The sequence below is a fragment of the Mesorhizobium sp. M5C.F.Cr.IN.023.01.1.1 genome, from assembly GCF_003997585.1.
Taxonomy (GTDB): domain Bacteria; phylum Pseudomonadota; class Alphaproteobacteria; order Rhizobiales; family Rhizobiaceae; genus Mesorhizobium; species Mesorhizobium wenxiniae.
Genome location: NZ_RZSU01000097.1, coordinates 1 through 12,939, shown reverse-complemented (window position 1 = coordinate 12,939; position 12,939 = coordinate 1). Strand labels below are relative to the sequence as shown.

The 12,939-nt window shown below is 62.9% G+C and carries 14 protein-coding genes, 8 tRNA genes and 1 other RNA gene; 14 read left to right on the top strand and 9 right to left on the bottom strand.

Going from position 1 to position 12,939, the window contains the following annotated elements; genetic code table 11:
- Nucleotides 1–78: 78 nt before the first annotated feature.
- Both EOA78_RS27940 and EOA78_RS27935 read left to right on the top strand, forming a co-directional pair.
- Entirely contained in the window at nucleotides 79–660 is a 582-nt protein-coding gene (locus EOA78_RS27940) for a sarcosine oxidase subunit gamma (protein WP_127318123.1), read from the top strand.
- Between the two features lie 54 nt (nucleotides 661–714).
- Nucleotides 715–945 (top strand): hypothetical protein, encoded by a 231-nt coding sequence (locus tag EOA78_RS27935; protein WP_065011085.1) that lies wholly within the window; start codon nucleotides 715–717, stop codon nucleotides 943–945.
- A gap of 80 nt (nucleotides 946–1,025) precedes the next feature.
- Here the strand turns inward: EOA78_RS27935 and EOA78_RS27930 are convergent, their stop codons facing one another.
- Nucleotides 1,026–1,256: a DUF680 domain-containing protein gene (locus EOA78_RS27930; RefSeq protein WP_127318121.1), complete on the bottom strand. Its 231-nt coding sequence runs from the start codon at nucleotides 1,254–1,256 to the stop codon at nucleotides 1,026–1,028.
- A gap of 76 nt (nucleotides 1,257–1,332) precedes the next feature.
- Between EOA78_RS27930 and EOA78_RS27925 the strand changes: the two genes are divergently transcribed.
- Complete coding sequence (locus EOA78_RS27925; protein WP_127318119.1) at nucleotides 1,333–1,914, top strand: sarcosine oxidase subunit gamma; 582 nt, start codon at nucleotides 1,333–1,335, stop codon at nucleotides 1,912–1,914.
- Between the two features lie 54 nt (nucleotides 1,915–1,968).
- Nucleotides 1,969–2,199 (top strand): hypothetical protein, encoded by a 231-nt coding sequence (locus EOA78_RS27920; RefSeq protein ID WP_065011085.1) that lies wholly within the window; start codon nucleotides 1,969–1,971, stop codon nucleotides 2,197–2,199.
- An 80-nt stretch (nucleotides 2,200–2,279) separates the two neighbouring features.
- Here EOA78_RS27920 and EOA78_RS27915 read toward each other — a convergent pair whose 3' ends face one another.
- The 4 genes from EOA78_RS27915 to EOA78_RS27900 form a co-directional block, all read right to left on the bottom strand.
- Complete coding sequence (locus tag EOA78_RS27915) at nucleotides 2,280–2,519, bottom strand: DUF680 domain-containing protein (protein ID WP_127318117.1); 240 nt, start codon at nucleotides 2,517–2,519, stop codon at nucleotides 2,280–2,282.
- Between the two features lie 220 nt (nucleotides 2,520–2,739).
- Nucleotides 2,740–3,384, bottom strand: a complete 645-nt coding sequence (locus tag EOA78_RS27910; RefSeq protein ID WP_127318115.1) for a TetR/AcrR family transcriptional regulator — start codon at nucleotides 3,382–3,384, stop codon at nucleotides 2,740–2,742.
- Nucleotides 3,385–3,565: 181 nt separating this feature from the next.
- The gene (locus EOA78_RS27905; protein WP_029348059.1) at nucleotides 3,566–4,060 is read right to left on the bottom strand and encodes a MaoC family dehydratase; all 495 of its coding nucleotides are present in this window, start codon (nucleotides 4,058–4,060) and stop codon (nucleotides 3,566–3,568) included.
- 26 nt (nucleotides 4,061–4,086) lie between these two features.
- On the bottom strand, nucleotides 4,087–4,902 hold the full coding sequence (locus EOA78_RS27900) for an SDR family oxidoreductase (RefSeq protein ID WP_127318113.1): 816 nt from the start codon (nucleotides 4,900–4,902) through the stop codon (nucleotides 4,087–4,089).
- Nucleotides 4,903–5,172: 270 nt separating this feature from the next.
- On the opposite strand from EOA78_RS27900, the gene EOA78_RS27895 reads away from it, so the two are divergent.
- The gene (locus tag EOA78_RS27895) at nucleotides 5,173–5,358 is read left to right on the top strand and encodes a DUF2283 domain-containing protein (RefSeq protein ID WP_127318111.1); all 186 of its coding nucleotides are present in this window, start codon (nucleotides 5,173–5,175) and stop codon (nucleotides 5,356–5,358) included.
- 2 nt (nucleotides 5,359–5,360) lie between these two features.
- Here EOA78_RS27895 and EOA78_RS27890 read toward each other — a convergent pair whose 3' ends face one another.
- The 3 genes from EOA78_RS27890 to EOA78_RS27880 form a co-directional block, all read right to left on the bottom strand.
- Nucleotides 5,361–8,492, bottom strand: coding sequence for an efflux RND transporter permease subunit (locus EOA78_RS27890; RefSeq protein WP_127318108.1), 3,132 nt, complete (start codon nucleotides 8,490–8,492; stop codon nucleotides 5,361–5,363).
- Nucleotides 8,492–9,646: an efflux RND transporter periplasmic adaptor subunit gene (locus EOA78_RS27885; RefSeq protein WP_127318106.1), complete on the bottom strand. Its 1,155-nt coding sequence runs from the start codon at nucleotides 9,644–9,646 to the stop codon at nucleotides 8,492–8,494. Before EOA78_RS27885 ends, EOA78_RS27890 begins: the two co-directional genes overlap by 1 nt.
- Before the next feature lie 564 nt (nucleotides 9,647–10,210).
- Nucleotides 10,211–10,639, bottom strand: a complete 429-nt coding sequence (locus EOA78_RS27880; protein WP_029348055.1) for a CBS domain-containing protein — start codon at nucleotides 10,637–10,639, stop codon at nucleotides 10,211–10,213.
- 406 nt (nucleotides 10,640–11,045) lie between these two features.
- Here EOA78_RS27880 and rnpB point away from each other — a divergent pair.
- The 9 genes from rnpB (at nucleotide 11,046) to EOA78_RS27835 (ending at nucleotide 12,517) form a co-directional block, all read left to right on the top strand.
- Nucleotides 11,046–11,347: RNase P RNA component class A (rnpB, locus tag EOA78_RS27875), an RNA gene on the top strand.
- Between the two features lie 58 nt (nucleotides 11,348–11,405).
- Nucleotides 11,406–11,484, top strand: a tRNA-Pro gene (locus EOA78_RS27870).
- Nucleotides 11,485–11,546: 62 nt separating this feature from the next.
- A tRNA-Leu gene (locus EOA78_RS27865) sits at nucleotides 11,547–11,632 on the top strand.
- 20 nt (nucleotides 11,633–11,652) lie between these two features.
- Nucleotides 11,653–11,744, top strand: a tRNA-Ser gene (locus EOA78_RS27860).
- A gap of 1 nt (nucleotide 11,745) precedes the next feature.
- A tRNA-Ser gene (locus EOA78_RS27855) sits at nucleotides 11,746–11,821 on the top strand.
- Between the two features lie 108 nt (nucleotides 11,822–11,929).
- A tRNA-Tyr gene (locus EOA78_RS27850) sits at nucleotides 11,930–12,014 on the top strand.
- A 55-nt stretch (nucleotides 12,015–12,069) separates the two neighbouring features.
- Nucleotides 12,070–12,155, top strand: a tRNA-Leu gene (locus EOA78_RS27845).
- Nucleotides 12,156–12,298: 143 nt separating this feature from the next.
- Nucleotides 12,299–12,372, top strand: a tRNA-Cys gene (locus EOA78_RS27840).
- Between the two features lie 53 nt (nucleotides 12,373–12,425).
- Nucleotides 12,426–12,517 (top strand) — tRNA-Ser (locus EOA78_RS27835).
- 208 nt (nucleotides 12,518–12,725) lie between these two features.
- Here the strand turns inward: EOA78_RS27835 and EOA78_RS36575 are convergent.
- The coding region (locus EOA78_RS36575; protein WP_206533515.1) for a hypothetical protein at nucleotides 12,726–12,939 on the bottom strand (214 nt) is incomplete at its 5' end.

Genomic DNA, 12,939 nt, shown 5'->3' with positions numbered 1-12,939 from the left:
ACGTGCCGATGCCCAACGCGACGATCGAGGTGGAGGTCACCGGCATGGTGTTCTTCGACGAGAAGGGGGAGCGCCTCAATGGCTAAGGCTGCCGCGAAGAAATCTGCCGCCGCTGCGCCTTCAGTCGAACGCCGCCCGGCTCTCGCCGGTCATGAGCTTTCCGCAACCGGCGTCACGCTTGCTGTGTTGCCACCGGCAGAGCGCATTTCGCTGCGTGCGCCGGACGCCTCGGTCGCGGCGCTTTCGAAGGCGCTCGGCGTGACCCTGCCGCAAAAACCCAAAACCTCAGCGGCAAAAGCCGGGCGCACGGCATTGTGGCTTGGGCCGGACGAATGGCTGGTCATCGATGAGGTGGGAAAAGACCCGCTCGCCGACTGCGCCGAGGTGACAGTGCTGCATTCGGCGGTCGGCATCTCGCATCGCAACGTTGCCATATCGGTCACCGGCCCGGCAGCGGCGGTGACGATCAATTCAGGCTGTCCGCAGGATCTGTCGCTCGACGCATTTCCGGTAGGCGCGGCGTCGCGCACCATTCTCGGTAAGGTCGAAATCGTGCTGTTGCGCACCGCGTCCGACGCGTTCCGCGTTGAATGCTGGCGTTCCTTTTCCGATTATGTCTTTACTTTCCTGTCGGAGGCGGCCCGCGACGCAGCGGCATAACGTTCGCTGCGCCCGATCGTTTGCCGGAGTCGGAGCAAGTCGAGGGAGATGTCGATGCCGTCGAAATCAGCGCCGAATCCACCAGTCCAGAAGACGTCGGCCGTTCGCTCTCTCGAACACGAGCCGCATGAAGGCTCAAATATTGAAGAGGAGCTCGAGGAAGGCCTCGAGGATACGTTTCCGGCCAGCGATCCGGTGTCGATCACCGGGACCTCGATTTCCGGCGCTCCCGCAAGGCCCGGCAAGGCCAAGATCGTGGCCGGAATGAAGAAGCGCAGGAAATAACTTCCGTCCGGCGGAGTCTGGCTGAAATGGCCACGAAAGTGGGCGGTCAGGATTTCCTACCACCCATTTGTTTTCGAACCTCAGAACGTGCTGGGCACGATCCACGGATCGATGTCGATGCCGAGCCGCGGATCCTTGTTTTCAGTCGAGCCCTTGTGGGTCGCCGGGCCTGTCTCTTCGACCGATCCGGTCGCGCCGCAATCGAGCTTAACGTTGGTGTCGGCGCAGGCTGCGGCCGGCTTGCCGGGCTGGCTCTGGCCGGCCAAGGCAGCGCTTGAGAATGCCAGGACGGCCACGAGGGCGAAGATCACGTGCCGATGCCCAACGCGACGATCGAGGTGGAGGTCACCGGCATGGTGTTCTTCGACGAGAAGGGGGAGCGCCTCAATGGCTAAGGCTGCCGCGAAGAAATCTGCCGCCGCTGCGCCTTCAGTCGAACGCCGCCCGGCTCTCGCCGGTCATGAGCTTTCCGCAACCGGCGTCACGCTTGCTGTGTTGCCACCGGCAGAGCGCATTTCGCTGCGTGCGCCGGACGCCTCGGTCGCGGCGCTTTCGAAGGCGCTCGGCGTGACCCTGCCGCAAAAACCCAAAACCTCAGCGGCAAAAGCCGGGCGCACGGCATTGTGGCTTGGGCCGGACGAATGGCTGGTCATCGATGAGGTGGGAAAAGACCCGCTCGCCGACTGCGCCGAGGTGACAGTGCTGCATTCGGCGGTCGGCATCTCGCATCGCAACGTTGCCATATCGGTCACCGGCCCGGCAGCGGCGGTGACGATCAATTCAGGCTGTCCGCAGGATCTGTCGCTCGACGCATTTCCGGTAGGCGCGGCGTCGCGCTCCATTCTCGGTAAGGTCGAAATCGTGCTGTTGCGCACCGCGTCCGACGCGTTCCGCGTTGAATGCTGGCGTTCCTTTTCCGATTATGTCTTTACTTTCCTGTCGGAGGCGGCCCGCGACGCAGCGGCATAACGTTCGCTGCTCCCGATCGTTTGCCGGAGTCGGAGCAAGTCGAGGGAGATGTCGATGCCGTCGAAATCAGCGCCGAATCCACCAGTCCAGAAGACGTCGGCCGTTCGCTCTCTCGAACACGAGCCGCATGAAGGCTCAAATATTGAAGAGGAGCTCGAGGAAGGCCTCGAGGATACGTTTCCGGCCAGCGATCCGGTGTCGATCACCGGGACCTCGATTTCCGGCGCTCCCGCAAGGCCCGGCAAGGCCAAGATCGTGGCCGGAATGAAGAAGCGCAGGAAATAACTTCCGTCCGGCGGAGTCTGGCTGAAATGGCCACGAAAGTGGGCGGTCAGGATTTCCTACCACCCATTTGTTTTCGAACCTCAGAACGTGCTGGGCACGATCCACGGATCGATGTCGATGCCGAGCCGCGGATCCTTGTTTTCAGTCGAGCCCTTGTGGGTCGCCGGGCCTGTCTCTTCGACCGATCCGGTCGCGCCGCAATCGAGCTTAACGTTGGTGTCGGCGCAGGCTGCGGCCGGCTTGCCGGGCTGGCTCTGGCCGGCCAAGGCAGCGCTTGAGAATGCCAGGACGGCCACGAGGGCGAAGATCGTCTTTTTCATTGTCTGTCTCCGGTTCACTGCTGAATTTTGCCGTACATGTACGATATAGCGTACATATACGCCCGACAGTCGCGGGCTTCAAGTCAGAAGTCGTACATGTACGAAAAAGTTTATATGGATGTTGGGAATCGCGCCGCGCCAGCACGCGACGAGTTGCACACGCGGTGCCGTTCACCCGTGCCTTACAAAATCTTCAGCTATCTGAAACCGAAGGAACCCTTCAGCAGTTGACTGGCGTCGCGGTCAGCGGCGGCACGTCCTGCGTTGCCAGCGCGGCAAGCGTGAAGTCGCACATCCGTTTCACGAACGCCTGCTGGTCGCCGAACGGATAGAAAGGAAAGGTAATCAGCAGCGAGATCGTGCCGTGGCCAACCGCCCACAGCATGGTGGCAATGGCGCGCGGGTCGCCCTTCAGCCTGCCGGCGGCAACGCAGGCCTCGACCCTATTGATCAGCACTTTCATCAACGGGTTGCCCTCTTGCATTTCGGCGAAGGTCCTGCCTTCCGGGGGCTTGACCTTTTCGGTCATGAATATCGTGCGATACTCGTTGGGGTTGCCAAGGCCGAAGGCCGCGTATTCGGTCATCACCACTTGCAGCGCCTCGATCGGATCGTCGGCCGGGTGATCCTCGATACGCTTTGCCAGGGTCTCGAACGCATCCTCGGCCAGCGCGAACAAGATGTCCTGCTTGTCGGCGAAATAGGAATAGACCGACATTGGCGCATAGCCGACGCGCTTGGCCAGCTTGCGGATGGTGAGGCCTTCATAGCCTTCTTCCTGAACGAGCTTGTGCGCTGCATCGACGAGTTCGGAGCGCAGTTCGGCCTTTTGCTTCTCGCGGCGTGTTTGGACGCTGAGCGGCAATTTTCGCCTGCCTTCTGTTAGCGGCTGTTAGTGGCTGGCTAATTTATATACGCTGTACGGAAACGGACAAGGCGCCGTCAAATCAAGCATTGGCAAAATCGGCGTCGCAGCGCTCCGATTGGCGATACCCCTAGGTCGGCCGGCACATGAAGTTCATCTCCGCCGAGGCTCGTTGAGCCGTTCAGGCCGCTTCTGGCTGGCGCTCGATCAATGTCAGCGTCAGCCAGCGCGCGGTCAATGCCGGTTTTTTCGAACCCTCGATCTCGATGGTCACATCATGCGCCGTCTGCACCCAGCCCGACGGCCTGACCTTGACGTCGGCCAGCACGAAACGGGTGCGGATGCGCGCGCCGGTCTTCACCGGTGCTAGGAAGCGCAGCGAATCGAATCCATGATTGACGCCCATCTTGCTGTTTTCGAGCGGCGGCATGGTCTCGAACGTCATCGCCGATAAAAGCGAAAGCGACAGGAAACCATGCGCGATGGTGCCGCCGAACGGCGTCTCGCGCTTGGCGCGCTCCGGATCGCAATGGATGAACTGGTGGTCGTCGGTGGCATCGGCGAACTGGTCGATCATGCGCTGCGAGACCACCCGCCACGGCGACACGCCGACTTCCTTGCCGACACTTGCCAGAAGCACATCGAGACTGATCGGTTCCACGCTGATGTCCTCCATTTCAACCGTCCGGAACGCGAGCGGCTTCATTCCTTGAACAGTGTCAGCCCATGCTGCACCGACTGCCCGCCATCGATCGGCAGGATGGCGCCGGTGACATAGCTGCCGGCTCGGCTGCACAAATAGAGCGTTGCGCCGGCAATGTCATCCGGCGCGCCGATACGGCCGATCGGAACATGGCCGCCGACATGCTTGGCCTGGTCCTCGGTCGCGGTGGCAAAGGCGGTCATCCGGCTCTGGAAGGGGCCGGGTGCGAAAGCGTTGACGGTGATGTGGCGGGCGGCGAACTCGATCGCCAAGGTGCGTGTCAGGTGGTGAACCGCGGCTTTCGAGGCAGAGTATGAATAGGCGTCGTCCGCCAGCGGCTGCGTACCCATCACCGAACCCAGATTGATCACCCGGGCCGGATCGGCATCGCTGGCGGCGGCGTCGAGCAGCGGCAGGAGCTCGCGCGTCAGATGGAAGACGGCAGTGACGTTGACACCGAACACCTTGGCCCAGGCATGGTATGGGAAGCTCTCCAGCGGCGCGCCCCAGGAAACGCCGGCATTGTTGACCAGGATGTGCAGCCGCTCGGTCCGCGCCTTGACCTCGGCAACGAGAGCCGCGATGCCGGCCTCGCTGGAAACGTCGCCGGCAAAGCCTTCGGCTCGGCCGGAGGCGCCGAGGCCATTCAGTTCGCCGGCGACCCTGATGCAATCCTCGCCCTTGCGCGAGGCGATCATCACGCTGGCGCCGCCGTGGACCAGCGCGGTCGCCGCCATGCGGCCGATGCCGGTCGCAGCGCCGGTTACCAGCGCAGCCTTGCCGGCCACTGAAAACAGCTCATCCAAATAGCTCATCGCAATTCCTCCGCACGCCCTTGCTTCGCCCAGCAAAGGCTCGCGTTGACAAGGCTAACCGAAGTACGATCATCCCTGCCGCGGGTAAAGTGCCGGGTTGAGGCAAATCGATTCAGACAACTGGCGGCATCGAATGGCCACCAGTTGTTGAAGTCGGCGCCGCCCCTCATCGCCCTGCCGGGCACTTCTCCTTGTAGTGACGGGGAGAAGGGGGGGCTGGCCTCCACGCCGGTGCCTTTCCCGTAACGCTGGTGATTGGCGAAACCATCAATGAGAGCGCCCCTCTCCCCGGAAGCTGATGCTGCCTACATCCGTTTCTCCTCGGAGGCGATCCAGGAAAGCGAGGAAGTTTCTGCAGGCATAGTCCTCGAATATGATGCTGAAGGCCACATCGAAGGGATGGAAGTGCTGGATGCTCGAGAACACCTTCCCGCCGAGATGCTGAGGGCGGCCTGACCCTACTCAGCCGATTCGACATTGGTGTAGGCGGCTTCCTCGAGCTCGCGCTTCAGCCGCGATGCCTCTTCCACCTTCGGCGTCACGAAGCGGCCGAGCAGGAGATAGGCGACCGGGGTCAGGAATAGCGTCGAGACGGTGGCCAGACCCAGCCCGCCGACGATCACCCAGCCGAGCGCGATGCGCGCCTCGGCGCCGGCGCCGCTCGCCAGCACCAGCGGCACGCCGCCGAGCACGGTGCAGATCATCGTCATCATCACCGGCCGCAGCCGGATGGTCGAGGCCTGCTCGATCGCCTCGCGGACGCCGAGCCCGCGGTCGCGCAGCTGATTGGCGAACTCGACGATCAGGATGCCGTTCTTGGCCATGACACCGACCAGCAGCACCAGGCCGATCTGGCTGTAGGCGTTGAGGCTGGTGCCGCTGAGCAAAAGGGCAAAGATCGCGCAGGCAAGACCGAGCGGCACCGTCGCCATGATGATGACCGCACTGACGAAGCTCTCGAACTGAGCGGCAAGCACCAAAAGGATGATGACCAGCGAGAAGCCGAAGATGGTGATCATGGCGCTGTTGGTCTCGCCCAGCGTCGCGGCCTCGGCCAAGGGGACGATGCGGCTGCCCGGCGGCAGGAGCGGCGTGGCGATTGCCTCGGCGCGGGTGAGCGCCTGGCCGAGCGCGAAATCGCCGCTGAGATTGGAGGTGATCGCCACCGACGGCTGCTGCTGCTCGCGGGTCAGCGAGGGCGGCACGGCGCGCTCGGCCAGCGTGGCAATGGTCGACATCGGCACGAAGCGGCCGTCGGCCGTCTTCAGGAAGATGTTCTCCAGGTCGGTCGGATCGTTGATTGGGTTGGTCGTCGAGACGAGCTTCACCCCGTAGCTGCGGTCGGCGATGTAGACGTCGACGACATCATTGCCGTCGAGCATGGCCTGGAAAGTATCGGCAAGCCCGGTGATGTCGATGCCGAGGTCGGAAGCGCGCTCGCGGTCGATAGCCACCGAAAGCTGGGGTTGCGTCGGGTCGACGGAGAGCCGGGGCGACTGGAAGCGGGCGTCCTTCCGCATCTCGGCGATGATCTTCACCGCAGCGTCGCTGAGCGCCGCGCGATTGTTGCCAACCAGCGCGAACTGCAGGCCGTTGCCGGCGCCGCGAATGCCGAGGCTGTTGGGCTGAATCGGAAAGACGCGCACGCTCGGCACCTGCCCGGTGAGCCGTCTGATGTCGGCCATGATCTGCTGCTGGCTGCGGTCGCGCTCGTCCCACGGCGCCAGCGTCATCACCATGAAGCCGGCATTGTAGGCGCCGTTCCGGCCGGCGCTCTCGAACGTGTTGCGGATTTCACCGGAATCGCGCAGCGGCTGGATCAGTTTTTCGATCTTCTGCATCTGCTCGGTCGTGTAATCGAGGCTGACGCCTTGCGGCGCGTCGACGCGCATGAGCACGACGGCACGATCCTCGGTCGGCGTCAGTTCCTGGCGAATCGTGCCGAACAGCGTGAGGGCGGTGGCTGCAAACAGCAGCGCGACCAGAAGCACGATCCACGGCGCGTCGAGGCAGATGCGCAGGCAGCGCCGGTAGAGCGTGTTCAGCGCACCGCCGATGCGGGCGCCGATGCCGCTGCCGCCTTCGTGGTGAAGCGGCGCGGCCGACAGCATGCGTGAGGCAAGCATCGGACAAAGCGTCAGCGCCACGACTGCGGACAGAAGCACCGATATGGCGAGAACGAAGCCGAATTCGCGGAACAGGCCGCCGGTCTGGCCGGGCAGGAAGGAAATCGGCACGAAGACTGCCACCAGCGTCAACGTCGTGGCGATGACGGCGAAGAACACTTCCTGGGCACCAAGCACGGCTGCGGCGCGTGGCCCCATGCCTTCGTTGCGTCGTCGCACGATGTTTTCCAGAACGACGATGGCGTCGTCGACGACCAGGCCCGTCGCCAGCACCAGGGCGAGCAGCGTCAATATGTTGACCGAGAAGCCGGCGAGATAGATGGCGGCGATCGTCCCGATCATGGCGACCGGCATCGCAAGCCCCGGAATGAGCGTCGCGCGCCAGTCGAGGAGAAACACGTAGATGACGATCAGCACGATGGAGACGGACAGGCCGAGTGCGATCTCGACCTCATGCACCGCGCCGTTGACGAAGACCGCATCGTCGCTGGTGACCTTGATCGACATGCCCTGAGGCAGATCCGCCTGCAGCGCGGCGACCGCGGCCCTGACGCCGGTCGAAATATCCAGCGTGTTCGATTCCGCCTGGCGGATGATGCCGAGACCGATGCCGGTCTTGCCGTTCGAACGCAACGTGGTCTGGCCGATATCGGGGCCGAGCGTGACGGTGGCGACGTCGCGGATGCGGGTCGTGCCGCCGATGATGATGTTTTCGAACTCCTCCGGCGTGGTCACGTCCGCCGTCGGACGCACGATCAGGTCCTGGTTGGTCGTGGTGATTGAACCGGCCGGCGAATCGAAAGCGACCGAAGCCAGCGCTGTCCTCAGGTCGGCGACGGTGAAGCCCAGGCTGGCAAGTCTGTTCTGGTCGACATCGATGCGGAAGATCTTGTCGCGGCCGCCATAGACCTGGACGTCGGCAACGCCGGGCACGGCGGCAAGCTCGTCCTCGATCTGGTCCTGGACCAGCATCGTCATGTCCTGCACCGACATGGTGTCGGAGGTGACAGCCAGCCGCATCACCGGGTCGGAATTGGCGTCGGCCTTGACGATGCGCGGCGCATCCGCCGTGTCCGGCATCTGGTCGACGACGCGGCCAACGCCATCGCGCACATCGGAGGCGGCGACGTCGAGGTCGACGCCGTCGTTGAATTCGATGGTGACGCGGCTCGTGCCGAAGGACGAGGTGGACGAGATCGACTTCACACCGGAGACGCGGGCGACCGCGCCCTCAATCACGTCGGTCAATTCGCGGTCGACGGTCTCGGCCGCAGCGCCTTCAAAGGTCGTGTTAACGGTGACGACGGCGCGATCGACATCCGGCAGTTCGCGGACCTCGACACCGTAGAATGCGGCAAGGCCGGCGACCGCGATCAGCGTGTTCAAGACCAAGGCCATCACCGGCCTGCGGATGAACAGCGCGGTGAAGCCTGTGTCGCCGGCGGCGTTGTTGGTTGCGGTCATCAGCCGTCGGCGTCCGCGGCGCGCTGTTCTTCGCCGGCGATGCGGACCTCGCCGCCTTCGCTGACGCTCTGGGTGCCTTCGGTCACCACCATGTCGCCGCTGACGATCGGGGCGTCGATCAGCACGGTCTCGGTATTGCGCTGGATGATGCGCACGGCCACCCGCTTGGCCTTGCCGTCCACGATGGCCCAGATATAGGCACCGTCCGAACCCCACTGGATCGCCAGCGGACTAACCGCCGGATAACTGTCGCCGGGGAATTTCATGGAGATCTGGAAGGACATGCCGGCACGCAGCGAATCGGCCGGGTTGGCGATCTTTGCCTTGACCAGGAGGGTACGGCTGGCTTCATCGACGTGGTTGTCGATAGCGGAAACCCTACCGGTATAGGCTTTGTTGGGATTGGCAATCGGCGTCGCCGACAATTGCGCGCCGATCTTGACGGCGGCGGCGAAGCGCTCCGGCACCCAGAATTCGACCAGTATGCTGGAGCGGTCGTCGAGGGTGGTGACCGCCGACTGGCTGGTCACATAGTTGCCGGCTGATATCGGCAGGATGCCGACGACACCGGCGATCGGTGCGACGATCGAGCGGCGCTGCAAGGCCAGTTCCGCATCGCGAAGCGCCAGCTTGGCATTGGCCAGCACCACTTCGGCATCGGCAACCGCGACCGCTGTCGCAGCGTTGGAAGCCCGCAGCGATTTGACCCGGACGAGCTTGGCCTGCGCGTCCTGCAAAGCAACTTTGGCGCGGTCCTGTGCGATCACCTCGGTGTCGGAATCGAGGGTGGCGATCACCTGCCCCTTTTCGACATGCGCGCCGGACTCGACCAGGAGTTCGACGAGGCGGCCGGAACTGTAGGGATTGACCGTCACCGAGGCGTTGGCGCGGCCGGTGCCGATCGCCTGCAGGCGATCGTTGATGATAGCGGCGGACGCCGGCAATGCAACGATAGTCACCCGCTGGCCGGCGGCGTTGCGGATGCCTGCTTGCCCGGCGTTATCGACGGCGCCCGTTGGTGGCGTCGCGGCATAAGCCCAGTCGATGCCCCAGCGCGCCAGCACATCCGGCGCGCCTGGAAAAAAGCGAACCCAGGCGGCCGCAGCCGCGACGAGGATCACAAGTGCAAAAACGATCTGTTTCCAGGTGGCCATCGACGCTCCGGTTGGCAAATATATCGCCTACGGTTCCCAAGGTGAAGTAGACGCGACGGCGCACTCCGACCCGCAGGATGACTCGTCGATATCAAAGCTTTATGGCAATTCTCCCGCTCGCTTGCACATTAAATCGGCGTAAGGTTGATAAGGGTGCTTGGGTCAAAACCGGACCAAGCGGCTGCCGCCAATGGGTAGCGGGCGAGTTTGAAACAATCATTGCGGGGGGAGGAAGCACTTGGTGCGCAGCGTCGGCTTCAGGTCGGGCTCCCTTGCTATCGATCCTCTTCAGAGCCGCGGAATGAGAAAGTCCATGAATGCTTTGACCTTCGTGCAGCCCGGGGGCGTCATCGACGCTCTCGGCATATGGCCGGGAAGGTGTGGCTAGGGCTCGGTCGAGCCGTCGCTTCGGGCTCCTTGAGACGCGACAACGCTAGAGGCCATTCAAACCGACTCGTGCCGCCGCTCCTCTTTTTGTTTGAGCATCGGATGTCCCCACACCGGTACCCACTTTGGGTCCGATGCTAGTGCACTCAGTCCGATCTTGCCTGCCGGGCAGAGCGCTTACGTCGCGTGTGCGCCGCCGGGTACGACCACGCCGGACATCGCGATTCCGACGGTTGCCGGATCTTCCTTCAGCGCCGCGTCCGCGAGCGAGACCACACCCACCAGGCGCTTGTCGCGGTTGAGGACAGGCAACCGCCTGACCTGGATATCACCCATGTTCTGGACGACGTGCTCGATATCTTCGTCCTCGAAGCAGTATTTGACATCCTTGGTCATCACGTCGCGGACTGTCGCATTGCCGTCCTTGCCTTCGGCGACGGCACGTACGACGATGTCACGGTCGGTGATTGTTCCGACGAGTCGGTCGTTTTCTCCGACGGGCAGAAATCCGACGTCATCAACCGCCATTCGTTTCGCGATTTTCTGCAGCGACTCGCCAGGACTGGCGAGATGGACGTTGGGGGTCATTATCTCAGCGACTTTCATGGTGAATCTCCCTTTTCGTGCCCAGAACGGCACCAGCGGACGTAGAGCGATATTGGCCTGGAAGATTTTGTTGAGGACCTCAGGCCTGTCGCGCTGCGACGCTCGCTCGGCGGTCCCGTTCTTCGCTGATGAAACAACAGCCTGGCCGAATGGTTCCAGCCGTTGGCCGCGCCGCCATGCAGATCCGCCGGAACGCTCGGGCTCCGGTTCCGTTTGCGGTGAATGCCCCTTGGCAGACCGGACATGGGCGCGTGATGCTTGAACTTTCCCGTTTTGTTCCCATATAAACTGGCAGGACCGGAGACGGTCCGCCGCATGGGGATAGTAACTCTGGCCCCTGTGCGGCTCAAATTTTCTTGGTGGGAACGTTGGGATCATGGCGGTCCAGCCGGTCCACCAGAAGAGACCAGATCTCCGGGCTGCCACGCACTAAGCGACGAATGTCGTGGAGCGAGGAAAGTCCGGGCTTCGCCGACACACCCCAGCAGGTAATGCCTGCCCGCCGCGAGGCGAGCCACGGCAACAGAGACGAGCCGTCCCAGTCGGGACGGGTGAAACGGGCGACAGGGTGGGGGAAGCAACCGCAAGAAGTGCCCTGTGACCTGTGTCGGGGAGGGCTTTGGTGGCGGGCAAGGAGGCGCCTGGCGACAGGCGTCCAAGAGGAATGGCAGCCCTCGACAGAACCCGGCTTACAGGGGATCTGGTCTCAACCATCTCGTGGCGAGAACCGGCAGACGTTACGGCTCGGCCTATGGGCTCGGAGAGCCGGAGTGTAGCGCAGCCTGGTAGCGCACCTCGTTTGGGACGAGGGGGCCGCAGGTGTTCGAATCCTGCCACTCCGACCATCCCGATTCGCGATCTTTGCGAACGCGGCGCGAAGCTGGAAAAGCACTTGCGGACGTGGCGGGCGGACGTGGCGGAATCGGTAGACGCAGCCGGCCTAAACCCGGCCGGGTATTCCCGTTGCGAGTTCGAATCTCGCCGTCCGCACCAAAATCGGGCTGCACCAATATGGAGGGGTGGCAGAGCACGGTTGAATGCGCCCGCCTCGAAAGCGGGTAGGCCTGCAAGGGCCTCGGGGGTTCAAATCCCTCCCTCTCCGCCATCGGGCAGGTGCCTAGCGGCCGAGGCGCCCGCCTGGAAAGTGGGTAGACGGCGCAGGTTCAAATCCTGCCTGTCCGTCAGTTTTTGCCATTTTTTCGAGGCTCGTCCAAAGGCAGGACGCCTGATTTCAGTTCGGAGATCAAGGTTCGCCGTAGCCCGAGCCTAGGTTCTGACTCCGGATGGTTCGGAGGGGTGGCCGAGCGGTTAATGGCAGCAGTCTGTAAAACTGCCCTCTTTGAGTTCGTAGGTTCGAATCCTACTCCCTCCACCAATCATTGAAGCTTCGTATCGATGGCTGGTTCGACTCCATCCCTGGGCACCAGGTTGCGGCCGTGGTGGAAATGGTAGACGCACCGCAGTCAAAATGCGGCGCCTCCGTGGCGTGCCGGTTCAATTCCGGCCGGCCGCACCAGATCAGTCGGTATGGCTCATTCGGTAGAGCACGCGGCGGGCAGCCGCCGGGTGGAAGCAATATCCGTCTAAGCAATGCAAGACGTGGGCAATAGAGGACGTGGGCAATGCAAGACGTGGCGTCTCTCAGAGGTGAGGCGTCAAGGCGCCGTGGGAGAACGGCGATCCAGCGGATTGCAACTCCGTGTATGCCGGTTCGAGTCCGGCTGGCGCCTCCAATTTATCCACAGCTGATCAACGGCTGGCAAAAGGAAGAGTGGAGCTGACAAATGGAAGAGTGGCCGAGCGGCTGAAGGCGGCGGCTTGCTAAGTCGTTATGCGGGGACACCCGCATCGGGGGTTCGAATCCCTCCTCTTCCGCCAGCGGCATGGGGTCCGGATTAACCCGGAAACGAGCATTGCTGTCGTAACACATCCCTGCAGCCAACATCCGGAGAACGCAGCACGATGCCAAGCCGGCAATGGAATTAGCAGGTCTTTTCACCAAAAGGTGCTTGACACGAAACCGATGCTTCCCATATACGCCTCTCCAACGAGGGCGGTGCGCCGCTGGCGACGAAGCGGTTCGCTTCTAGATCTGCCCTTTGCGAAATTCAAGAGAGCCGCGTGAGCGACACTCGAACGGCCCCGAAGCCAAAAGCGTACGGGCCACGACATTGCGTCTGCGATGTCTGTTCTTTGACAATTGAATATTGAAGAAAGAGAAACGTGGGCGGCAGAGTCCTGCTGAACCTTTCATTCCGCCAGGGATGGGAGGTTCGAACGAGACTTTGGCGGACACGTTT

Coding starts and splice junctions, on each gene's coding strand:
- EOA78_RS27940 (WP_127318123.1), top strand. CDS start 79: ATGGCTAAGGCTGCCGCGAAGAAATCTGCCGCCGCTGCGCCTTCAGTC.
- EOA78_RS27935 (WP_065011085.1), top strand. CDS start 715: ATGCCGTCGAAATCAGCGCCGAATCCACCAGTCCAGAAGACGTCGGCC.
- EOA78_RS27925 (WP_127318119.1), top strand. CDS start 1,333: ATGGCTAAGGCTGCCGCGAAGAAATCTGCCGCCGCTGCGCCTTCAGTC.
- EOA78_RS27920 (WP_065011085.1), top strand. CDS start 1,969: ATGCCGTCGAAATCAGCGCCGAATCCACCAGTCCAGAAGACGTCGGCC.
- EOA78_RS27915 (WP_127318117.1), bottom strand. CDS start 2,519: ATGAAAAAGACGATCTTCGCCCTCGTGGCCGTCCTGGCATTCTCAAGC.
- EOA78_RS27905 (WP_029348059.1), bottom strand. CDS start 4,060: ATGGAGGACATCAGCGTGGAACCGATCAGTCTCGATGTGCTTCTGGCA.
- EOA78_RS27900 (WP_127318113.1), bottom strand. CDS start 4,902: ATGAGCTATTTGGATGAGCTGTTTTCAGTGGCCGGCAAGGCTGCGCTG.
- EOA78_RS27895 (WP_127318111.1), top strand. CDS start 5,173: ATGAGAGCGCCCCTCTCCCCGGAAGCTGATGCTGCCTACATCCGTTTC.
- EOA78_RS27890 (WP_127318108.1), bottom strand. CDS start 8,492: ATGACCGCAACCAACAACGCCGCCGGCGACACAGGCTTCACCGCGCTG.
- EOA78_RS27885 (WP_127318106.1), bottom strand. CDS start 9,646: ATGGCCACCTGGAAACAGATCGTTTTTGCACTTGTGATCCTCGTCGCG.
- EOA78_RS27880 (WP_029348055.1), bottom strand. CDS start 10,639: ATGAAAGTCGCTGAGATAATGACCCCCAACGTCCATCTCGCCAGTCCT.